Below are 21,267 nucleotides of genomic sequence, written 5' to 3' on the forward strand. Positions count from 1 at the left end.
CATTTCGCCAAAGTCAGTAAAGCGGCTCCTCGTATGCGGGCTTGCCGTCCACGAGCAGGTTGCGGATCTGCGCCGACCCATCGTTCGATACGCGGGCTGCGATCGAAACGCTGCCGTCCTGGCGGGCCTCCTCCAGCGGCTTGCCCTGGCCTTCCGGCACATAGTAGCGCTCGATGCCGTATTCGGCGCGGATCGTATCAGTCGCGCGCACACCGTAGCTGTAAAAAGGACGGCTCTTGAGCACGACGCTTTCAGGCTGCTCGGGAAGCGGCATGAACGACGATTCGGCGATTGCCCAGAACCCGTCCGGCTGCTTTTTCAAGCGGACCCAGAGCGCCTGCTCGCCCGGTACGGTGGGGAGTTCGCCGATCACCGTTTGTGCCGGCACCGACGAAATCTCGTAATTCAGCACGACGTAGTCGCCACGCAGAAAATCACGCGGATCGACAGGTGTCGTCTTCAGCAGGACTGCGGCGCCACTGCGCAGGATCGCCGCGCGGCTTTCGATGATATAGCCCAGAATGATGGTCTGGAGGGCGGCAGCAATGACGGCCGCGATCAGGTAACCCCTCACCGATCGACGCTTCGAAGACAGCGCGTTCATTCCGTCACCTCCGTTCTTACACCGAAACGTCTCTCGAGGCGGATCACCACCCAGGCGACGATCGCCACCAGCAGACCGGACAGAAGAAAGAGGCTTGAGGTTCCGAGGATGGACCCGACTGTGACGGAAGCAAGATAGAAAACCTCGGCGGCAAAGGTGGCGTAGGCAAGATAGCGCACGGCGCCGTTGTCTCGACCCTGCAATGCGATCGCAAGCACCGCCATTGCGAGCGTCGCGATACCGACCAGAACGAGCGGCCAGCCTTCATCGAGCTCTATGTTGAGCAACAGCAATCCGACCGCCGCCACCAGGAATGCATAAAATGCCGGTGCAGCACCCGCACTCCTTATAAACGCAGAGCCACGCAGCGGCGGCAGGCTGACGGCTACGAACGCCGCCATGCCGCAGAGCACGAAGGCAATCGCCACCCGGATATCTTCGTGCAACGCATAGAGCCATGTGAGCCAGCCCACGACGAGCAGATAGGCAAGATGCCGTGCGCGATGAGCGCGCGTGAAGCGCACCAATGCCACAACGATCAATGCCATGATCGGCGGCGCCCAGGGATCGAAGCCGACCCACCGCGAGTCGTAATTCGAAAGATAGACCGCGAATGAAGCCCAGGACAGGAAGCCTGATATAGCGGTCGCGGCGCCTGAGCGGAAAAGGGCTGCAGACACAGCCGCAACCGCGAACCAGAGATACATGACCGTCTGCTCGTCGCCCGACAGATGATACATCTGGCCGACGAGGGAAATCGCACCGCCGAAGCTCAGGGCGCCGATGACGAGCAGGCCGCTGGCAGCCGCCGAAGCCCCGCGGGCAAACAGCAGCGCCGCGCCGATATAAACAGCCCAGATCAGGGCGAGGATCGCGCCGACGCGGACCAGCCGCGGGATCGCCTCCCAGTTGGAGGCGACGAGCAACAGAACTGCAGCCGCGAGCAGGATCGCGGCGAGCACCATCAGCACGTTGCCGAGGCTGAAGCTCGCCGGCCGACTGTCATATTCGACAAGCAGCGATTCCGCCGTCGCCTCGGGCAGCAGACCCTTTTCCACCCAGAGCGACAGATCCCGCTCCAACCGTCCCCGATACATTGCTGCCTCCGTGCCGCCTCCAGCGGCTTTCCCGATCAATCTTATAGATGGCGCAGCGTCTTTCGCAATCTCCCGGACCCTAAGCCGTTCAAGATACTTCACTGTGCGAACTTGGCACGGACTTAACCGGCTATTAACAGCAATAGGCTAATATTGATTCTTTCAGATAAGCCATGCGTGAAGCGCATGGCCACCATGATAATATTGCACTGCAAAATAATCATTAGTCATACTATATTGATTACCAAGAAGCGCGGGCGTGGCAGCCCGTCCCGGTTTACCGGAACGCCTGTGGATATGATGTCCGTAACGGAATTCGGAGCAGCGCACTCCTCCTCCCAGCGCCCTCCGATAGACTGACAACACTCCTCCTCCCAGTTGTCAGTCACCAACATGACGCCCACCGGATCCTCCCCCGGTGGGCGTTTTGGTATTCGCGACATAAAACGATTAGCCTGCTGGTTTTCAGGGACTTCGCCAACGGCTCGACCAAGCTGCAGGAGCGCCTGGATCCGGCCATTTGGGAAGCCGCCAGCTCTTTGCCGGAACCAAGCTGTCTCGAAGGGCGAGATCGGCGCCGATTTCATTTTGAAAGCGACCACATCGGCAGCGAGGCCCGGACGCCGGCAATTTGAGCAGCCAACCCAAAGCCCATGCCCGCGAAAAGTCATTCTGCCTATTCATTGACCAAAGAACGGCGAAATCACATGTTTTTCAGCTAGAGACTTGCATCGAATGCATAGGTGGAATGAAATCTTGTCTCTGTTAGTTCTTCGCGGTGCAACATATATTCTGGTCATCAAACGGAAGCCAGCGCTGGGGCAGCAGCTGGCAGATGGCGAACCCTAGGAAAGGGGATTAAAATGAACTTCTCACGCTCTTTCAACAACTGGCGCAAGTACCGCCAGACGGTTACCGAACTCGGCCGCATGACCAACCGCGAATTGCACGACCTCGGCATCGACCGCTCGGACATCCATCGCGTCGCTCGCGAGGCTTCTGCCCGCTAATTCAGGCGATCAGCGTCCTCCCAAGCTGATCTCCTTTCAAAAACGCCCGGTGCTTCGGCAACGGGCGTTTTCTTTTGTTCAAATTTACACTTTCGTAGTAGTTGCGATGAAAATCGCCCTCCCTTTTACCGCTTAAAAAATAACTCCTGCGCATTTATCGTGCATCACAGTGCACAAACGCATAGCAGATGCCGTTTCTTTGCACTGCACAATACGACCGGGAACCACTATATCAATGTCATCCGCAAAGACGGCGATGGCGCCGCCCGCGAAGCAACCTTCCGAGGAAGACGACAATGAACCCGATCCGCATTGCCAAGAGCTGGATTAGCTACCGCCGCACGCTCAACGAGCTGGGCAGCCTTTCGAACCAGACGCTCTCCGACATCGGCATCAGCCGCTACGAGATCCGCAACATCGCATCCCGCTCGTTCCGCTAATCGCGGCAAGCGTGATACATCAAAAACGGCGCCGCTTTGGCGCCGTTTTCGTTTTTTGGCCCTTCTGCCCTAGGCCTGTGCTCCAACGAAACGAGCAACCTCACTCTCTCACCCTTGGTGGAACCTTCGTAGGCCTGGTGGGGATTTCCCGATCGGCTAACTCTCCCACCATCTAAGCACTCGCATCGCCCGGAGGGTCACCCATCGCGAGGGCTGGCCCTGCCCGTCGTCGACCTCGAACCATACCCGCCCCGTCAGGCTCCAGTCGAGGGGCCAGGTGCCGTTCTCCAGGCGTCTGGAACGAACGTGGCCGATAGCCTCGCCAAGTCGCGGATCGGGATCAGCGCCGGTCAACATCGCAGAGAAGCGGAAATAGTCGAGCGCACGCAAGACATCGTAGCGCCAACGGTTCGGATGCAGGAAGCGCAGAAACCGCTCGTCTGCCGGCTCACCCGTGCCGAGACGACGGAAGAGGTTGCGCTCTAGGAGATACTCCTCGCCCGACCTACGCGCCTTTTGAGATTCAGGCGTACCGGCGACTTTCTCGTACTCCAGGAGCCCTTCCAGCACGTTGATCGTGCTGGCAAACGACGAGCGGACTGAGCCCTTGAGCCTCTCGCAGTTCCAGCCGCCGTCAGCGAGACGCTCGCCTACCAGCCTGTCGACAATGGACGAGACATCAGCCCCAAAATAGGCGCCATCGGCAACGGTCCGGCCGTTGATGCACTCCTCGACCTCGCCCTCCCAGTAGGGCTGGCCGCCCTCATCCCAACGCGAATTGGCGCCGATCAATTCGACAGTTCGTTTGGCCCGGTCCGAGGCGGGATCGAGACCAAACTCCCGGAGTTGCGACAACGAAAATGTCGTGGCTGTCCACGGCTGACCACGCTCCTGCCACTCGCAAGGATCAAAATCGGCTGGGACGAAGGAGCCCCCCGCCCATTGCCCGTCCTCATCCTGGTAAGAGAGAAGCCTGGCTCCCCAACCCTCGGTCTCCACCTTGGCCCGCTCCGCCGCCCACTCCGGCTCCGGGGCGTCAATCAGGTCGCGCATCACCTGCCATCGGATCGATGGGTCGGAGTCGAGAAGCCAGTCGATCACCGAGCCAGAGTCAGTCATGTCGCGTGGGCCTATCAGGAGATCGGGGTCGAGAGCTCGCTTATAATCCACTTCTCCTGGCCTTTGCTAGCCCGATGCAATCGTGAGAAATCCGGGCTAGCCATCCACTGCTCGTGCTCGACGACGCTTAATTCGTCTCGTCGCCCTTGATGACCCTCCAGTTCGGACGGCCGAGATTGAAAGGCCAGGCATGGACGTCGCGGTCGTTGAAATAGACGACTTCTTCCAATTTTGGAAAATCGCTGTGCTTCAAGGTCACGGTGTCGATCCACGGCCGCATGTGGCGTCCTTCCCTTCATAGCCGAGTTCGGCCACCCAGATGGGCTTCCCGTATCCCAAGACGCGCCGGTAGCCGTCCGTCAGTGCCTGACGGAAATCACGGGGACCACCATAGGCGAGCGCGTCGTAGGGTTCCAGGCCGAAGACGGAGAGGCCAACGAGGTCGACATAGTCGTCACCAGGATAGTAGGCATCGAGCCCGTCGAGCCCCTTTGGGGACCACATCATTTCCGCCGCCGGTGCCTCGGCGCGCACGATATCCATCATCCGCCGGTATGCGGTGATATAATCGCGCGGGTTCCAGCCCGCCCAGGAAAACCGGCTGTCCCTGTCCTCCATTTCCTGTCCCCAGCGGACGATGACCGGGCTCTTGAGCTCGGTAATCATCCGGGCGATGGCACGCATGTTGGCGTCGTAATCGCCGCGCAGGACCTTCTGCCGCAGTTCAGCGGAGGTCAAACGCCAGTCGACATCCCATGACCAGGGTTCGATCGTGATCAGCAGATTGCGTCGCCTCGCCTGCGCATAGGCGTCCGCGACTTTCAGCGTTTCAAGATCGACGTCTTCCCACGGCAGGAACAGGTGTTCGGTCGCAACACCTTGCTGCGACGTGAAATCGCCGTGCGGGTCATAGGCACCGAACTTGATGCCAGTGGCATGCAGGACGGGGCGCTTGTCGACGATCGTCTGGCCGGGCGATGCGGGAACGCCCGCCACCTCCTGCGCCAGGCTCGGTCTTGCCGGATCGGCGGCGATAGACAGCAGCAACGCGATCGCGGTGGCCGAGACTATTCGTTCTCTTAGCTTCTTCATGGCTTGTCCTCTTACCTCCGAGCCATCAGCTTCTGCCTGTAGGCATCCGCACTGGCGCTGACGGTGTCCGCCCGCACGAGCTTCAGATATTCATCGCCCGCGCGCGCCGAGGCGTGGCGGAAGATGTACCAATTGCCGTCGGGCTGACGCTTCTGATAAATCACCTTGCCGATCTTGCGATGACCGAAACAGGTGCTGGCGCGGGCCGGGCCTTCTTCGTTCGTCCAGGTAGCGCGCATGCACATCTGCCCGAGATCGTCGACGGCCCACCGGCCCTCGGCCACCCATTGCTTGCCGCCGTCATTCGTCCAGGCGACGAAGCGACGGCCCTCGTCCATGAAGCGGCCGCCACCGGCGCCCCAGGTCCAGGTCTTGTCGCGATAGAGCTGGTAAAGTTCGTAGGCGCTGAGCGGCACAGGCCCCGTCTTTGCTTCGGCCCCCGCTGCCGCGCCCGGCAAACAGAGGGCCAGGCTGAGGACGGCAGCCGCCGCGCCATTTGTTCTTGTTCCTATTCTCATTGCACCCTCCTTCAACCGAATCGCACCCGCCGACATGGCTTTGACTCTACGCGCTCGGCTTCACTCTCTCTGATCCTGCGACAGCAGCCTGCTGCCGGAACCCATTCCACTTGAACCGGAATTTGACGATCCTCGTCTTGCCGCCCCCGAGACCGGCGCCTGCGACTGCGAATTTAGCTTCCGTGAAACTGACGATGCCCTGGCCATGCGATAGCGCTTCGAGACCACTCAGGCCGTGCAGGCGGATTTCGCCGCTGCCCGCGACAAGAAGCGCCAGCGCGCTGGCCGCCACGATCCTCAGACCGCGCGAGCGCGTCAGAAGCGGCAAGCCGTTCTCGCCTGCGTGACGTGCGACGATCAGGATAGTCAGCGCGGCATAGATGACGGCGTTGATACCGGCGAAGATATAGAAGCCGCGGGCAGTGCTTTCGGAAGGCGCGAGAACCATCGCTGCAAGGGAAATACCCGCCAGCAGCACGTAGGGAAGCAGAACAACCGGCGGCAGCGTCCTCTGCGCTTGCGCTCCCTTCGGCGTGATGCGGAAATCGACAAAGGAGCCGGAGATGTGATCGCGCAGCGCAGCAAGGCTTCCTGCAAGCGACCACGGCCAGCGCAGGAGAACGAAGGCGATGCCTTCCCAGCCGAAAAGCTTCGCGTCGCTTGGCCGGAAGGTTCCGCTGCGCCTCCAGAAGAGGGCAAGCCCGATCAGCACCAGCGACAGCGGCGCAAAATGCAGCAGAAATTCCGGATAGGTGACGCCGACGAAAACATGGCCTGTCAGCAACGCCACGACCGGCAGGGCGAACATCAGCGCCATGAAGGCCGAAAACAGCGGATACCAGGCCTGCGAGAACAGGAACTGGAACTTCAGCTTCAGCGGCAGCTTCGGCACATAGGTGCGCGAATATTGAAGCAGGATCGTCACCAGGCTCCGCGACCACTGGAATTCCTGGACGACGAGATCGGCAAACGTCGCCGGGCCATCGCCATGGGCGATCGCATCGAGCGCATGCACCCCGCGCCAACCGCCGGCATTCATCATCAACGTCGTCGAGTGATCTTCCGCAAGTTCCGGCCCGAGACCGCCGATCTGACGCAGAGCTGCGGTGCGCACGGCATAATGCGAGCCGATGCACAGCGGCGCCCAGCCGCCGTTATAGCCCGCCTGAAGCGAACCGTGCAGGCTTGCCTCGGCATAGAGCCGGCCTCTTGCGGCCCAGCTGCCGGCGCCATTCGCATCGCAGATGCTGGGAGCCGAGACATAGCCGACACGGGGATCGGCAAAGGGCTTCATGACCTCCTGCAGATAGGTCGGCTCAGGCACGTGGTCGGCATCGAACTGCGCCACGAAATCATAGCGATCATAGCCGTAGCGATCGTAAAAATAGGCAAGGTTGCCTTCCTTGCAGCGCGTCCGGCGCGGCCATACTGTCCGGTGATAGGCGGCGACGCCCTTGCGTGTCGAAATGAAGATGCCATGCCGGGCGCACCAGAGCTTCGTCTCTTCCGCCGGATCCTCATCGGCAAGCCAGATGTCGAACTCGACGCCTTTCTGATTGAGCATCGCGAGCAATGTCTTCCGCACCACGTCGAAAGGCTCGGACGGTGCCTTGGTGACCACCATCGCGATGCGACCCGCGGGAACGGCTGCCGAAGGTTTCATCCGCTTTGCGTTGACGAAGATGAAGATGAAATAGGCCGGGATCAGCGTGACCCAGGCAACGGTCGCCGTGATACCGATGAATGCGGACTTTGAGATCACGTGGGCGGGCTGCAGCCACCACGTCCAGAAATAGGCGAGCGCGGCGAGCCAGCAGGCAACGCCGAACCAGTAGACGGTACGGCTCCAGCCTGCAAAGACGGGCTCGAGCGCATCCGGCCTGGCAGCACGAACAGCCACCGTCGCCCTTGGCTGTCTGGTCACGAATGGCGCCACGTTCATGCCCGTACCTCCAGACCGAAGCTCGGACTCGCCGTACGGATGATCGTATCGATGTCGGAGAACTGCGGCGTAAAGCCAAGAACCGCCCGCGCCCGTGCCGTATCGGCAAACAGCACCGGTGGGTCGCCTGCACGACGGCAGTCGTAGCGAACAGGAACCTCCTGCCCGGTGATGCGCTGGATTGCGCTCAAGATCTCGCCGACGGAGGTGCCATGGCCGGAGCCGAGGTTGACGCGCAAGGTCTCGCCGCCGCTTGCGAGGTAATCGACAGCGGCAAGATGGGCCTGCGCAAGATCGCTGACATGGATGTAATCGCGAACACAGGTGCCGTCCTCGGTCTCATAGTCCGAGCCAAAAACCTCCAGGCACGGAAGACGGTGCGCAGCCGCAAGCAAGGCCCGCGGAATGAGATGGGTTTCCGGTTCGTGACGCTCGGCAAGATCGCCCTGCGGATCGGCTCCGGCGGCGTTGAAATAGCGCAGCGACACGAAACGAAGGCCATAGGCGGCGGCATAATCCTCCAGGGCCATTTCGAAGATCAGTTTTGTTCGCCCGTAGGGATTGACCGGCAGCTGAACCATCTCCTCGCGGATCGGCAATGCCGCCGGAATGCCATAAGTCGCGCAGCTGCTCGAGAAGACAATGCGATCGAGGTTCTGGTCCAAGCATGCTTCCAAGAGCGCAAGGCTGCCGGAAACATTGTTGCGATAGTATTTGCGTGGATCTGCGACGGACTCGCCGACATAGGCATTTGCCGCGCAATGGATGAGGCACGTGGGCTCGAAGCGGGCGAGCGCCTTTTTCAGGGAACCGGCATCGGCGATATCGGCATCGATCAGCGGTCCCCAGCGAACCGCGTCCTGATGGCCGGTCGAGAGGTTGTCATATGCGACCGGCGTGAATCCTGCGCCGGCGAGCGCCTTGCAGATATGGCTGCCGATGAAGCCGGCGCCACCCGTGACGATGATGTAGGGAGACATCTCATACAGCCTCCACTACCCTTGCCTCGGAAAGACGCGCCTCGAAATAATCGATCGTCCTTCCAAGACCCATTTCCAGCGGAATACGCGGCTGCCAGCCAAGTTTCGCCTGCGCCTTCGTAATGTCCGGCCGCCGCTGCTTGGGGTCGTCGGTGACACGCGGTAAATGAACGATGCGCGAGCGCGAATTCGTCATCTCGCGGATCATTTCGGCGAGCTGACGCACCGGGATCTCGGCGGGATTGCCGAGATTGATCGGTCCGGTGCATTTTTTCCCGGCCGCCGCGAAACGAAGAAAACCTTCGATCAGATCGTCGACGTAGCAGAAGGAACGGGTCTGCGAGCCATCGCCGTAAATAGTGATGTTCTTGTTCTGCAGGGCCTGGACGATGAAGTTCGACACCACGCGGCCGTCATCCGGTCGCATGCGCGGCCCATAGGTGTTGAATATCCGGCCGACCCGGATATCGACGCCGTAGGTTCGATGATAGTCGAAGAACAGCGTCTCGGCGCTGCGCTTTCCCTCGTCATAGCAGGCACGCGGACCGACCGGGTTGACGTTGCCGCAGTAGCTCTCGCGCTGCGGGCTATGCTCCGGATCGCCATAGACCTCGGAAGTTGAGGACTGCACGATCGTCGCTCCGTTGCGCCGTGCCAGGTCAAGCGCATTGACGGCGCCAAGCACGTTGGTGAGCAGGGTTCCGACCGGATCGCGTTGATAATCCGGCGGAGAAGCCGGGGACGCGAAATTGAAAATCAGCGCCGCGTCCACGTCAAACGGACTGCGAACATCGTGCTCGATGATGCGGAACCGCGAAAATGGCCGGAGATGGTGGACGTTGGATCGGCGGCCGGTGGAGAAATTATCCAGACAGATAACCTCGTGGCCGCCCTTGAGAAGCCGCTCGCACAGGTGGGAACCGAGGAACCCGGCACCTCCATTGACGAGCACTTTCTTGGGTGTCCGGCCAGATAGACGATCATAACCGGAACAGATTTCGTTGGGAACGAAACTACGCATTACAAACTCCTTCCCAGTAGGATCACAAACGCTGATCCCTATATTCTAGTAACTCTCCTTCAGTCTCCAGAATTACTCCGAAGCGGAATAGATAAATACTTGCATTACCAAAGTCGATTTACTCTTCATTTGCCAATTCAAGTCTATCTGTGGTTGATGATATGGCGGTTTGCTGTCCCGTCAACATGAAAAGCATTGACTATTTCGAATTGATTACTCTTATAATACAGTTGAGATAAGCGTGTTTAATCCTGCTTAACTATATTGGATTTGATTATAAAATCGCAACGCAAGCTTCGCTCAACCGATACGGGCTAGACATTGGAGCTGAAGGCAGGCAAAAGGACTGCCGTGTTCGGGGATTGCGCAATGCGGAACTTTGATTTCACCGGAATACGGACTTCGGATGCTGCCCGCAGGACTGCGCTGGCTTTCGGGCTGATGCTGATGGCGGCAGGGCCAATTTCCTGCGCCGCCGTCGATGACCTGGCTCTCGCATCCAACGCGAAGCCGGCAAAGACGGTGGTTGCCAAGGTGCCGCACACCAGCAAGGTCTACAGCTATTCGGCGGCGAACGGCAAAGCGCCGGTGAGCGCGGGTGCCAAGGTTTATCACGGATCCGCACCGTGGATCTGTACGCCAAGCGGCTTCGGCCAGAAGTCGCGTTGTTTCGCGCGACCGGCTATCTAACGGCCAGACAGAATTAGTTTCGCCATCTACCGGATGCGTTGGCAGCTTCATTATTGAAGAAGCGCGATGCGGCCTCGGTGCGGTTGCGGACGTTCATCTTCTTATAGATGTTCCGTACATGAACCTTCACCGTGTTTTCAGAAAGATGCAGCTCATCGGCGATGATCTTGTTCTGCGTGCCCTTGCAGATCAGATCAAGGATCTGAACTTCGCGGGTGGTGAGCGCGGAAAGGTCGCCTTGGCGAAGCCTTAGAGCACCGGCACCAGCTGCCGCGACCGACTTCGTCTCGTAAAGCGATTTCTCCGGCTGCGCGGCTGTGAGCCGGTTAAGCAACGCCGAAGGGAAATGCTCGCCGCCTTTCATCAAAAGATCGACGGCCGCCATGAACACGTCCAAGCGAAGATTGAGCGGCAGCACGCCGTCGATGACCCGTGCTTCGACCAGCCGGTTTATGTAGGGTTCCAGCATGTCGATCGCCTCGACGACGAGACCGATCGACGTCGAGGGGTGATTTTCCCGCACGACCTGAAGCGCCTCGTTCAATTCGACGCCTGCTATATGATAGAAGAGCACGAGCTTGGCATCGTTTGCGTCGTTCTCCAGCATGGCCTTTGAATAGCCCTTGCTGACCACTTCGCAGCCGGCAAATTTCTTCGCCAAAGCCTCTGCCAGGCATTCGGAGAACAAATCCGCATTTGCAATAACCAGTATTGTGTCGCCGGCCGGGCCGAACTTTCGGCTTTGGTCGGCATCCCCCGTCTTTGACGCCGTCATGAACATTTACGCCTCCCCATAGCGCTACACGTTACAGATGCTTTGGGCGATACTGTGAAAACACCCAAAGAGGTGTACCTAAAAATTTTCTGCCTTAGTTATTAGCCATTTCTTAATTATGGTAATATGAACAGATACGAAAATAAATGGCCCAAATGGGTTAGTTTTTGCCAATTTAAAGTGATATTTTCTATTGTTACGGTTGCATAGACGTAAGATAGCTAACTTCTGGGCTATATGTTCCAATATTTTTGGCTCAAAATGGTATTCATGTGCCAATAATAAAAGACAGACTATTTTCGGTATTTTGCCATTGGGGCAATGAACTAAAAAGTTACTTATGAAAACCTTCCTGCCCTAAATCCGGCAAGCTGAACCTTCAGAACGCCGGTCGGCGCCCCCCCGCACCAGTTTGCGAGGGCGCGGCTGGATATCCGGGTGCCCCACCGATCTGTTCTTCCATGATTACCTTTGGCCATTACTAGTAACTCCTGATTCGCTAGCCCGAATTGGTATCTATCAACAAACTATTTTCTCGGCCACAGTCGCATCGTTGCCAAATGGCGACATGGGAGGCGTCGAATATCACCTAGTGCCTGCGGTATCGCGGCGTCTCAGCTGGGGTAATTCAAGGAAATAAGCGCATGAAATCTGCAATATTACTATTGCGGAGCCGGATGCCTGCGCCTTTGTACTGAGTAACGCGCAGTTAAACAAGGGTTTGGTCTACAAACCAAAACGTCAAATGCAGATGAAAAGGTAGTGCTTACATCTGCCGATCTGTAACAGTATCGGAGCAAGCGCGAGCAAAATCCCGTTGAGATGAAAGGGATTTCGAAGGCTGCTCCGAATTTTTTTTGGAGATAAAGCGAAATGACTAACTACAACTATCCGAGTGGCGGCGATGAGACCGAGACGAATGTCGGCGCACTTGCCGATGGTTTCGCCAATACCGCCATCAATGATACTGACGTCGATGACGGCTCCACCGGCTATGTCGGCGGCATCGCCAATGGTGACAATCGCAACAACACAGACAACAGCCTCGATGTCGACGTGGACTCCAAGATCGATGTCGATGCCAATAACGGCGACAACCGCGACAATGAATATGACTGGAGCTACGACAACAAGGAAGTGACCGTCACTGATATCGATACGGATATCAAGACGACCACTATCACCGATACCGACGTCAAAACCGACTATGACTGGAGCTACGACAGCAAGTCGTACAGTGACAACGACGTCATCACCAGTACAAAGACGGAAACGGATATCAAGACGATTACCGACACCGATATCAAGACGATAACCGATACGAACAGCCACAATACGACGACAACCGACAGCTTCAACAAGACGGATACAGACTTCGCCGTTCTGGAAGACGTCAAGGATTTCGACAACCTCGGGATCGCCGGCGGCAACCTCAACATCGGTGACAACTTCTCGTTCACGCTTGATGTCGACAACATCCTCAACAGCTCGCTCGGTGCCGGCGGCAACGGCTTCAGCGCCGTCCAGGCAAACCATCTTGCCGACCAGGACAGCGCCTGGAACATCAGGATGGATAACTCAGGGGCCCAAAACCATCTCAACGCAGACGGCGGCAAGGCCTTCGGCTCGGACGGCATCGATATCAACGATTGCGGCTGGGAAGGCGGCGCGGGCGATGACGTCACAGGCGCCAGCACGACAGACGCGTCTGCGATCATTGCCAACTCCGGCTTCCATCTGGAAGTCGTCCAGGGCGCCAACCTGCTCAGCAATGCCTTCGAAAGCAACGTGGGCAGCAACGTGGCCGGCGACGACACCGACGCTGGAGCCTGACCTCCAACCAGTCCAGAAACAAGCTGCACCGGCATTCGGCCGGTGCAGCTTGGCGGCTTGAGGCGCGGCTGGGAAGGACTCGTCATCGATGAGTTTGCCGCCTTTCGGGCCGGACACCGTGTTGAACGGGAGGGGTCGTCATGCATGCAGAGAAGATTTCCGAAATCGTTGCCCATTTCATCGGCTTATTCGGCGCTGCCACCGATGAAGCGCGGATGCGAAGCAATTACCTGGACGGCGCCCGTCCGCGCGAAGCAGATCCTTCGCTGTCAGAGGACGAGCCTTTCAGCCCGGCCTTCGCTTCGCACCTTCAACTGAAAGATTACGATCCGGGCGTCGATTACCGCTCCGTCAGCTATGATGTGAACTACGAGCATCCCCGCCAACTCGGCGGCATATTCGAAGAGACCTTGAAGAAGCTTGCCGAGATTGCATCGCGCGATCTCAGCGCTCCGCACTTCGGCGCCAATGTCTATCTTCCGGGCGAGGAAGAAGAACTTGAGGTCTTCCAGGGACCCGGGTCGGTCATCAGTCATGTCGCCCAGGCGAATATGCTGATCGACGACGACAATCTGAATATGACCGGCGAGCAGCCGGAACTGCGCGACACGAGCTTCGTCACGCACCGCCTCATGGAATTCAGCGAGAAGGCGGAAGTCTTTACGCCCTTCTCTTCTTATGATCGCGTCGATACGCAGGAGGGCCTGCGGGCGATCGCGGACGATATTCACGAGTACATCCAGGCGGCACGCGCGAGCGGCCCTCCGGTCATGGAAGGTGGCCCACCGCAGGTTTTCGTGCTCGCCGACGACCAAATCGACGGCCCCTATGTGAACGGTCAACTTGTCGCAGAAGCGCCTTCAATCGATGACTTCATGCCCGACCGCGGCATCGCAACGCCGCCGACGGAACCGGAAAAGAGCGACGTACCGCTGGAACAGGACGGCAACAGCCTCGATGTGGCGGCAGGCGCGAATGTGCTTGCAAACGTAGTGGAGGTCACCGCGACGGCGATCATGTCGCCGGTTACCGCCGTCATGGGGGACTACCATCAGATTGACGCAATCTCGCAGGTTTACGTCTACAGCGATCGCGACGAGATCGCTTCCGTCTTCAACCAGGACGACAGCGCGGCGACCGTTGCGAAGAACATCGCGATTTTCGAGCGCAGCACTTACGACAATGGAGAGCCGGAAGCCGCAGCATCGTCGGAGGAGACGATCTTCCCGACGGCCTGGCGCGTCAGCGTGGTCGAGGGCGATGTCTCGTTTGTGAACTGGATCGAGCAGTACCACTTCATCAGCGACAACGACACGATGACCGTGACGACCAGCGGTTCGGAGGCAACGGTGCTGACCGGCGGTAATTCCACCGTCAACCTTGCCTCCTTCCTCGGGATCGGCATTCAATATGACCTGATCATCGTCGGCGGCGACATTCTCGACATGAATGTCATTTCACAGATCGCCATACTCTACGACAATGACTGGGTACGCGCCGAAGACGGTGCTCCGGGAGCAACCGTTCAAGCCGGCAACAATCTGATTTGGAACCTCGCTTCCATCCACAACGTCGGCGGGAACGACCGTTTCGAGGCGATGCCGGACTATGTGGTACAGACGCAGAAGGCAATTGAAGACCGCGAAGCGGCGATGCCGGCCGGACTGGCGCATGACGTCAATTTCGAAGGCTATGCCGGACTCAACGTTCTCTACATCACCGGCAATCTCTACGATGTAAACATCGTCAAGCAGGTGAGCATCCTTGGTGATTCCGACGACGTGACGCTGGCGGTCTCGGACATTCTCGAGCACAACGCGGGCGTCCACATCCAGATCGATACCGGCAGCAATGCGGTCGTCAACATCGCGCAGATCACCGACTACGACAGCCTCGGCCAGACGACCTACTTGGCCGGCCAACTCTATTCGGATGCCATCCTGATCCAGGGCGGTCTGGTGGAGCACGGCGCATCACAGCCCAACAGCGATCATCTCGCCAATGAAGTTATCGCATTCCTCGGGGAGGACGAGCCGCTAAGCGGATCCGAGGACGGCGTCATCAACCCAGATCATGACCTTTCATGGACGCTGGCGCAACCGGCCGACGTAATGCAAACCGTCGTCGCATAACCGGAGCCAGTGGGAGACGTTACATGAATCATATCTCAAAACATACACTTGCCGCCAACCGCTCGCTCCGACTGGGCCCCACAGACCGTATTGACGACACGCTAACAGGCGCCTGCATATCGGCGATCGACGACGCGGTGGCGAGCCTGCGAAAACTCACGGAGAACCGCACGGCGCCGGCACAGTCCGTTTCGCCCACCAAGCCGGAGGCCGCAAAAGCTTCGAAACCGAGTGAGAATCCAGCGGAAGAACCGCTCCCGCTGGTTCCCCTGCGCTCCCGAGCCGCCGTTCACCCCGCGCCATCGCCACGGCAGGCGGATGCAGAGGAATTCGTTGCCCGGCAGACACCCGACACGCCGGTCCTGCCGCTCAAGCCACCGGCCGATCAGAGCGAAGCAAAGGCTAACCCCGCAATTCCCTTCGGCAAAACCATCGATGGCAACCGCGGCCCGATCAAGGAAAACGAGCGCCGCCAGCGCAGCGATGGTGGCAGCAACGGCAAGACTCCGGATTTCGGCGGTGGCAGCGGTGGCGGTGGCGGCGGCGCCGGCTTCCACAAGCGAAGCGAACCGGTGAATTTTGCCGTCAGCCTTGCCAGGGGCATCGCTGCCGTCCGGCGCAACATGGTCATCGTGATGGCCTTCACGATCGCGATCAACGTGCTGCTGCTGGCGATCCCTCTCTACCTCTTCCAGATATCGGACCGCGTGCTGACAAGCCGCTCTGTGGATACGCTGGTCATGCTCACGGTTGCCGTTCTCGGCGCCGTCATCCTGCAGGCCTTCATGGATTCGATCCGGCGCTTCATTCTGATGCGCACGGCGGTCGAACTCGAGGTGCAGCTCGGCGCGCCAATCCTGAGTGCCGCCGCCCGCGCCTCGCTGCACGGCAACGGGAAGGACTACCAGACGCTGCAGGATCTGCAGCAACTACGCTCCTTCCTGACCTCGGGGACACTCATCGCTTTTCTCGATGCGCCGCTGATGCCGCTCTTCGTCGTCGTGGTCTATCTCGTGCATCCGCATCTCGGCTTGATCATCATGATCTGCTGCGCGGTGCTCTTCGTCATCGCCTATCTGAACCAGAAGTTCACAGCCCGCCAGTTTGCAGAGGCGAACGGCTATCTCAGCCGCGCGAACTTCCACCTCGATTCCATGTCGCGCAACTCACAGATCATCAACGCGCTCGCCATGATCCCCGAAGCGGTGAAGATGTGGGGTCGCGAGACGGCCGGCTCGCTGAAATCCCACGTCTCGGCGCAGGACCGGAATATTGTCTTCTCCGGCGTCTCGAAGGCCTGCCGTATGATCACGCAGGTCGCATTGCTCGGCTGGGGCGCCCATCTGTCGCTTTCGGGCGAAATGACGGGTGGCATGGTGATTGCGGCGTCGATCGTTTCTGGACGCGCGCTGGCGCCGATCGAAGGTGCAATCGAAGGCTGGCAGCAATTCAACAAGTCGGCGTCTGCCTTCGGCAGGATCAAGCAGTTGCTTGTCACCTCGCCACTGAACTTCCCGCGGCTGCGCCTTCCCAATCCGGAAGGCCGGCTGGATGTCGAGCGCATCCTCTTCGTTCCGCCGCCACAGAAGAAGGTTATCCTGAACGGCATCTCCTTTTCCCTGAAGAAAGGCGAGTCGCTGGCGATCATTGGCAATTCCGGCTCCGGCAAGACGACGCTCGGCAAGATGCTCGTCGGCTCGATCCTGCCGACCTCCGGCAACGTGCGCCTGGACCTTATGGATCTGCGCAACTGGGACCAGCGGCAGTTCGGCGAAAGCATCGGCTATCTGCCGCAGGACGTTCAGCTCTTCCCCGGCACGATCAAGGCCAACATATCGCGCATGCGCGATGACGTCGAAGATCAGCAGATCTTCGAGGCGGCCGTGCTTGCCGACGTGCATGAGCTGATCGCGAGCTTTCCGCAGGGCTACGAGACAATGGTTGCCGCCGACGGTGCTCCGCTTTCCGGTGGCCAAAAGCAGCGCATCGCGCTTGCCCGCGCGTTTTTCGGCGATCCGAAGTTCGTCGTTTTGGACGAGCCGAACTCAAATCTCGATTCGCAGGGCGAGGCAGCACTTGCGCGTGCCCTCATCCACGCGAAGAAAAAGGGCATCACGACGGTAACGATCACGCAGCGCCCCGCCCTGCTTCAGTGCGTCGACAAGATCCTGCTTCTGAAGGAGGGCTCCGTCGCCATGTTCGGCGAGCGCATCGAAGTCCTGGAGGCGCTTTCCAAGAATAACGGCCGGCCGCAACCGCGTATTGAAGGTAACGACAATGGTGAGTAAGAAACTGCAACCGGCCGGCAACGCGATCGAATGGTACAGCGAAGTGCCGCGCTCCATCCGCTATCACAGCATAATCGGGCTCGGCGTCCTTTTCGCCTCTTTCGGCGGCTTCGGCTTCTGGGCGGCAACCGCACCCGCTTGCCTCCGCAATCATTGCGCAGGGCAGCTTCGTTGCGACCGGCAACAACAAGATAGTGCAGCATCTCGAAGGCGGCATCATCAAGGACATGAGCGTCAACGAGGGCGATGTTGTCAAGGAAGGCGATGTCCTCGTGACGCTCGACCCGACGGCGGCCGTCTCCAACGAGCGGATGCTGAAACTGCGGCGCTTGCGCCTGGAAGCGGTGGTGGCGCGGTTGCGCGCCGAAGCCCAAGGCGTCCAGCAATTCAAGATACCCGAAATCGTCATGGCCGAAGTGAGCGATCCGGATGTCAACGCGATCATCCAGAGCCAGAACGTCATCTTCCACAGCAAGCAGATCAAGCTGGAAGAACAACTCAATCTCATCGAGAAGAACATCAAATCTTTGGAATACCGTTTCAAAGGCTACAACGGCCAGAGGGAGTCCTTCGAGCGCCAGCTGGCGCTTCTGACCGAAGAGCGCGATTCCAAGGCCCGCCTCGTCAAGGTAGGCTACATGCGCAAGACCGATCTCCTGGCAATCGAACGCGCCATGGCCGATGTGTTAGGCGATATTTCGCGATTGACCGGCGAACTCAATGAAAGCGAGGCGGAAATCGCCAAGTTCCGCCAAGAAGCGGTCATCGCCGTAAACTCCAACAAGCAGGCCGCACTCGACGCGCTGGAAACCGCCGAATCCGAACTCGACAGCGTGCGCGAGCAGGTTCGCGAAGCAGCAGGCATTCTCGAGCGCACGATCATCCGATCGCCGGTCAACGGCACCGTGGTGCGCACCTATTATCATACGGCCGGCGGTGTCATCACCACCGGCAAGCCGATCATGGAAATTCTGCCTGCACATGTGCCGCTCATCATTGAAGCGCAGGTGCTGCGCACGTCGATCGATCAATTGCATGAGGGACAGACGGCCTCCATCCGCCTTTCCGCGCTCAACCGGCGCACGACGCCGGTGTTGGACGGCAAGGTCTTCTACGTCTCCGCGGACTCGATCGAGGAGAATGCCGGACAGCAAGTGAAGGATGTTTATATCGTGCGTGTTCAGATACACGACGACGAGATCCGCCGCGTTCATGGTTTCCGTCCGGTACCCGGCATGCCGGCCGATGTGCTGATCCAAACATCCGAACGCACGTTCTTCGAATATCTGACGAAACCGATCACCGACAGCATGTCGCGTGCATTCAAGGAACACTGATGGCAGCAGGCAGGAAAAGAAAACGAAAGCCTCCCGCTGCGATCTGAAGTATCGTTTCAGTAAAGGATCGACGGAGGGAGGCTATCATGGCGGCGATGTCTGACGTGCTGCTGCGGGTCGGCCGCCTGAACTATGTCTGGACCAATACGGAAAGCCTGCTGATTTACATCATTGCCCATCTTCTCAAAATCGACAAGGACGCGGCGATCGTCGTGTTCCTGACGCTCAACACGACGCGGGCGAGGATCGACCTGGTCGAGCGCCTCGCCAAGCTGCATTCAACGCCCGCGGCGGACCGCAAGGCCGTTCTTCACGCGATGGCGCGCATGAAGAAGGAATCCAAGATGCGCAACAAGTATAACCACTGCATCTATTCCTTCGACGACAAGGGCCAGATCTCCAGTACACAGATGATGCGCTTCGTCGAGGATGACAAGGAAATTAGCTACGGCAAGGTCGAGCAGCTCGACGAAAAAGAGATTGCGGCACTGGAGAAATCGATCGCCGAGATCGTCTCGATTAGCCAATCGCTCTGGAACTTCATCAACGCAAGCCCGCATGTTTCCGGCGAGCTTTAGCCCCTGGCCCTACCCCCGGCGGCTAATCATATTTAGTGCAAACGTTTCATCCGAACGGCATATTTGAAGCCCCGCATTTGCCCTTAAAATGAAGCCTCCCGAATATGTATTGGGTATTGGGAGGGGACCATGCGCATTGACGTGATCGACACCGAAGCCGGTTTCGAGGCTGTCCGCGAAGAGTGGGATCGGGTCTATATGGCCGATCCTCATGCGCAACACTTCCTGTCCTGGACATGGCTGAAGTCCTATCTTTTTCATCGCAAACGCTGGTTTATTCTAGCGCTGCGCGAACGCGAGGGGCGCTCGCCTTACGTCGCCTTCTTTCCGCTGCGTATCACGACCCAGCATGATCAGAAGAACGGCGTCTTTTTCGACGAGATCATCATGGCCGGCAATTTTTCGGCCGACTATACCGGCTTCCTCGCGCAGCCGGACTATGAGCGGCACGCGATCGCCGGATTTGCCGCCTATCTGAAGCGACAGAACTGGACGCATCTGAAGCTGGAATACTTCGGCGGCCCTCCGGAGCGGCGTGAAGGACTGGTCCGCGCGCTGCAGGGTCCGGAGGTGATGTTCCGCGACAATTCTGTGCGCAATCCCGAGAACATAGACAACTGCATCTGCCCGGTCGTCACCCTGCCATCGAGCTTCGACGACTATCTGGAACAGAAGATGAGCAGCCAGACGCGTCAGAAACTGCGGCGCTTCCTGCGCAAGGTCGAGGGCGACGATGACTATCGCATCACCATGGCGACGCCGGAAACCATCGACCGCGACCTCGATATTCTCTTCGACCTGTGGCGGACGAAATGGGTCGGACGCAAGGGCAAGGAACGCACCGAACGGCTGATCGGGGCGACGCGCCAATTGCTGATGGACAGCTTCAAGGACGGCAACCTCGATGTGCCGGTGGTGTGGTACGGCAACCGGCCGCTCGGCGCACTGGCCAACATCATCGACCGGCAGAAGAAGTCGATCCTCTTTTACATCACCGGCCGCGACGAGACCTGGAAGACGCCCTCGCCCGGCCTCATCCTGCATGGCTACTGCATTCGCCGAGCGATAGCAGACGGCTTCAAGACATATGACTTCCTGCGCGGCAACGAGCCCTACAAGTACATGTTCGGCGCCGAAGAGCGCCGAGTCAGCTGCACATTGTTTCGCACGCGCAGCGGCCGCAATCTCGGCGACGTGATCCATCCCCGCAGCATCCGCTTCGTCTACGAGCAAGCACTGCAGATGTACCGCGACGGCGCCAAGGCCTATGCCGAAGCGGCGTTCCGGCAGCTTCTCGAAACCGTCCCCGGCCATATGGGTGCCGAATTCGGGTTGGCGAGCCTGCTGTTCGAGAAGGGCAAGCTGCACGAGGCCGAAGCCGGCTTCACGGCGCTTATCGGCCGTGTGGACGATCCGAATCCTGTCTATCTGCGTCTTGGAGACACACACCTCGCGCTTGGCAGCTACGCGGAAGCTGCAAGGACATTCAGCCGCATCATCGAGCGCTCGCCCTACGACGCGCAGGCGCACTACAAGCAAGGCGTGGCACTAGCGGCGGCCGGCCGTCAGCCGGAAGCTGCACGCGTCTTCGCCATGGTCGAGCGCTATCACTACGACAATCCAGTGCAGCGGAAATTCGCCGAGAAGGCGCGCGAGGCTCTGCGGCGGATCGTCAGCGAAACCGAACAAGCCGCAGCGGCGCCGGTTGCGGCCGCCAAACGGCAGAAGGCATCGCGACGGAACCAGACGAGCAGGGTTTCGGCAAAATTCGAGCGCGGAGCGACGGAACTGGTGCCGGCATGAGGCCTGCG

General features: G+C 59.1%; 16 protein-coding genes and 2 pseudogenes. 9 read left to right on the forward strand and 9 right to left on the reverse strand.

Annotation, left to right across the window (positions count from 1 at the left end; translation table 11 throughout):
• Positions 1 to 13: 13 nt before the first annotated feature.
• Positions 14 to 604, reverse strand: a complete 591-nt coding sequence (locus N2599_RS09575; RefSeq protein WP_027509332.1) for a GDYXXLXY domain-containing protein — start codon at positions 602 to 604, stop codon at positions 14 to 16.
• The gene (locus N2599_RS09580) at positions 601 to 1,701 is read right to left on the reverse strand and encodes a DUF2157 domain-containing protein (RefSeq protein WP_027509331.1); all 1,101 of its coding nucleotides are present in this window, start codon (positions 1,699 to 1,701) and stop codon (positions 601 to 603) included. Before N2599_RS09580 ends, N2599_RS09575 begins: the two co-directional genes overlap by 4 nt.
• An 863-nt stretch (positions 1,702 to 2,564) precedes the next feature.
• Between N2599_RS09580 and N2599_RS09585 the strand changes: the two genes are divergently transcribed.
• Together N2599_RS09585 and N2599_RS09590 are read left to right on the forward strand one after the other, a co-directional pair.
• Positions 2,565 to 2,711: a DUF1127 domain-containing protein gene (locus tag N2599_RS09585; protein ID WP_003558908.1), complete on the forward strand. Its 147-nt coding sequence runs from the start codon at positions 2,565 to 2,567 to the stop codon at positions 2,709 to 2,711.
• Between the two features lie 296 nt (positions 2,712 to 3,007).
• Positions 3,008 to 3,151, forward strand: a complete 144-nt coding sequence (locus N2599_RS09590) for a DUF1127 domain-containing protein (RefSeq protein ID WP_084606424.1) — start codon at positions 3,008 to 3,010, stop codon at positions 3,149 to 3,151.
• Positions 3,152 to 3,307: 156 nt separating this feature from the next.
• On the opposite strand, the gene N2599_RS09595 is transcribed toward N2599_RS09590, so the two are convergent.
• The 6 genes and pseudogenes from N2599_RS09595 to N2599_RS09620 all read right to left on the reverse strand — a co-directional run bounded on the left by N2599_RS09595 (position 3,308) and on the right by N2599_RS09620 (position 9,823).
• Positions 3,308 to 4,270, reverse strand: a complete 963-nt coding sequence (locus N2599_RS09595) for a hypothetical protein (protein ID WP_027509330.1) — start codon at positions 4,268 to 4,270, stop codon at positions 3,308 to 3,310.
• A gap of 127 nt (positions 4,271 to 4,397) precedes the next feature.
• Positions 4,398 to 5,362 (reverse strand): annotated as a pseudogene (locus N2599_RS09600) (glycoside hydrolase family 26 protein).
• A gap of 11 nt (positions 5,363 to 5,373) precedes the next feature.
• The gene (locus tag N2599_RS09605) at positions 5,374 to 5,880 is read right to left on the reverse strand and encodes a DUF995 domain-containing protein (protein ID WP_027509329.1); all 507 of its coding nucleotides are present in this window, start codon (positions 5,878 to 5,880) and stop codon (positions 5,374 to 5,376) included.
• A 46-nt stretch (positions 5,881 to 5,926) separates the two neighbouring features.
• Complete coding sequence (locus N2599_RS09610) at positions 5,927 to 7,822, reverse strand: glycosyltransferase family 2 protein (protein WP_051336515.1); 1,896 nt, start codon at positions 7,820 to 7,822, stop codon at positions 5,927 to 5,929.
• Positions 7,819 to 8,802: a UDP-glucose 4-epimerase GalE gene (galE, locus tag N2599_RS09615; protein WP_027509328.1), complete on the reverse strand. Its 984-nt coding sequence runs from the start codon at positions 8,800 to 8,802 to the stop codon at positions 7,819 to 7,821. Before galE ends, N2599_RS09610 begins: the two co-directional genes overlap by 4 nt.
• Position 8,803: 1 nt before the next feature.
• A complete protein-coding gene (locus N2599_RS09620) occupies positions 8,804 to 9,823 on the reverse strand; it encodes a UDP-glucuronic acid decarboxylase family protein (protein ID WP_027509327.1) in 1,020 nt (339 codons plus the stop codon).
• Between the two features lie 369 nt (positions 9,824 to 10,192).
• Between N2599_RS09620 and N2599_RS09625 the strand changes: the two genes are divergently transcribed.
• The gene (locus N2599_RS09625; RefSeq protein ID WP_051336514.1) at positions 10,193 to 10,513 is read left to right on the forward strand and encodes a hypothetical protein; all 321 of its coding nucleotides are present in this window, start codon (positions 10,193 to 10,195) and stop codon (positions 10,511 to 10,513) included.
• A 13-nt stretch (positions 10,514 to 10,526) separates the two neighbouring features.
• Here N2599_RS09625 and N2599_RS09630 read toward each other — a convergent pair whose 3' ends face one another.
• Positions 10,527 to 11,294, reverse strand: coding sequence for a helix-turn-helix transcriptional regulator (locus tag N2599_RS09630; RefSeq protein WP_027509325.1), 768 nt, complete (start codon positions 11,292 to 11,294; stop codon positions 10,527 to 10,529).
• Between the two features lie 867 nt (positions 11,295 to 12,161).
• On the opposite strand from N2599_RS09630, the gene N2599_RS09635 reads away from it, so the two are divergent.
• The 6 genes and pseudogenes from N2599_RS09635 (at position 12,162) to N2599_RS09660 (ending at position 21,259) form a co-directional block, all read left to right on the forward strand.
• Positions 12,162 to 13,121, forward strand: a complete 960-nt coding sequence (locus N2599_RS09635) for a hypothetical protein (protein ID WP_027509324.1) — start codon at positions 12,162 to 12,164, stop codon at positions 13,119 to 13,121.
• A gap of 140 nt (positions 13,122 to 13,261) precedes the next feature.
• Complete coding sequence (locus N2599_RS09640) at positions 13,262 to 15,253, forward strand: hypothetical protein (RefSeq protein ID WP_027509323.1); 1,992 nt, start codon at positions 13,262 to 13,264, stop codon at positions 15,251 to 15,253.
• Positions 15,254 to 15,276: 23 nt separating this feature from the next.
• Complete coding sequence (locus N2599_RS09645) at positions 15,277 to 17,541, forward strand: type I secretion system permease/ATPase (protein WP_027509322.1); 2,265 nt, start codon at positions 15,277 to 15,279, stop codon at positions 17,539 to 17,541.
• A pseudogene (locus N2599_RS09650) lies at positions 17,531 to 18,878 on the forward strand (HlyD family type I secretion periplasmic adaptor subunit). Before N2599_RS09645 ends, N2599_RS09650 begins: the two are co-directional and overlap by 11 nt.
• A gap of 86 nt (positions 18,879 to 18,964) precedes the next feature.
• Positions 18,965 to 19,456, forward strand: coding sequence for a hypothetical protein (locus N2599_RS09655; protein ID WP_027509321.1), 492 nt, complete (start codon positions 18,965 to 18,967; stop codon positions 19,454 to 19,456).
• Between the two features lie 129 nt (positions 19,457 to 19,585).
• Positions 19,586 to 21,259, forward strand: a complete 1,674-nt coding sequence (locus N2599_RS09660) for a GNAT family N-acetyltransferase (RefSeq protein ID WP_084606423.1) — start codon at positions 19,586 to 19,588, stop codon at positions 21,257 to 21,259.
• The last annotated feature ends 8 nt before the right edge of the window (positions 21,260 to 21,267 follow it).

Origin of the sequence: Rhizobium sullae (assembly GCF_025200715.1) — a bacterium.
In the GTDB taxonomy this organism is placed as follows: domain Bacteria; phylum Pseudomonadota; class Alphaproteobacteria; order Rhizobiales; family Rhizobiaceae; genus Rhizobium; species Rhizobium sullae.

What these genes read in the sequence shown, in the direction of transcription:
- N2599_RS09635 (WP_027509324.1), top strand. Translation starts at nt 12,162, where the DNA reads ATGACTAACTACAACTATCCGAGTGGCGGCGATGAGACCGAGACGAAT.
- N2599_RS09630 (WP_027509325.1), bottom strand. Translation starts at nt 11,294, where the DNA reads ATGTTCATGACGGCGTCAAAGACGGGGGATGCCGACCAAAGCCGAAAG.
- N2599_RS09585 (WP_003558908.1), top strand. Translation starts at nt 2,565, where the DNA reads ATGAACTTCTCACGCTCTTTCAACAACTGGCGCAAGTACCGCCAGACG.
- galE (WP_027509328.1), bottom strand. Translation starts at nt 8,802, where the DNA reads ATGTCTCCCTACATCATCGTCACGGGTGGCGCCGGCTTCATCGGCAGC.
- N2599_RS09595 (WP_027509330.1), bottom strand. Translation starts at nt 4,270, where the DNA reads ATGACTGACTCTGGCTCGGTGATCGACTGGCTTCTCGACTCCGACCCA.
- N2599_RS09625 (WP_051336514.1), top strand. Translation starts at nt 10,193, where the DNA reads ATGCGGAACTTTGATTTCACCGGAATACGGACTTCGGATGCTGCCCGC.
- N2599_RS09660 (WP_084606423.1), top strand. Translation starts at nt 19,586, where the DNA reads ATGCGCATTGACGTGATCGACACCGAAGCCGGTTTCGAGGCTGTCCGC.
- N2599_RS09645 (WP_027509322.1), top strand. Translation starts at nt 15,277, where the DNA reads ATGAATCATATCTCAAAACATACACTTGCCGCCAACCGCTCGCTCCGA.
- N2599_RS09580 (WP_027509331.1), bottom strand. Translation starts at nt 1,701, where the DNA reads ATGTATCGGGGACGGTTGGAGCGGGATCTGTCGCTCTGGGTGGAAAAG.
- N2599_RS09590 (WP_084606424.1), top strand. Translation starts at nt 3,008, where the DNA reads ATGAACCCGATCCGCATTGCCAAGAGCTGGATTAGCTACCGCCGCACG.
- N2599_RS09640 (WP_027509323.1), top strand. Translation starts at nt 13,262, where the DNA reads ATGCATGCAGAGAAGATTTCCGAAATCGTTGCCCATTTCATCGGCTTA.
- N2599_RS09605 (WP_027509329.1), bottom strand. Translation starts at nt 5,880, where the DNA reads ATGAGAATAGGAACAAGAACAAATGGCGCGGCGGCTGCCGTCCTCAGC.
- N2599_RS09655 (WP_027509321.1), top strand. Translation starts at nt 18,965, where the DNA reads ATGGCGGCGATGTCTGACGTGCTGCTGCGGGTCGGCCGCCTGAACTAT.
- N2599_RS09610 (WP_051336515.1), bottom strand. Translation starts at nt 7,822, where the DNA reads ATGAACGTGGCGCCATTCGTGACCAGACAGCCAAGGGCGACGGTGGCT.
- N2599_RS09620 (WP_027509327.1), bottom strand. Translation starts at nt 9,823, where the DNA reads ATGCGTAGTTTCGTTCCCAACGAAATCTGTTCCGGTTATGATCGTCTA.
- N2599_RS09575 (WP_027509332.1), bottom strand. Translation starts at nt 604, where the DNA reads ATGAACGCGCTGTCTTCGAAGCGTCGATCGGTGAGGGGTTACCTGATC.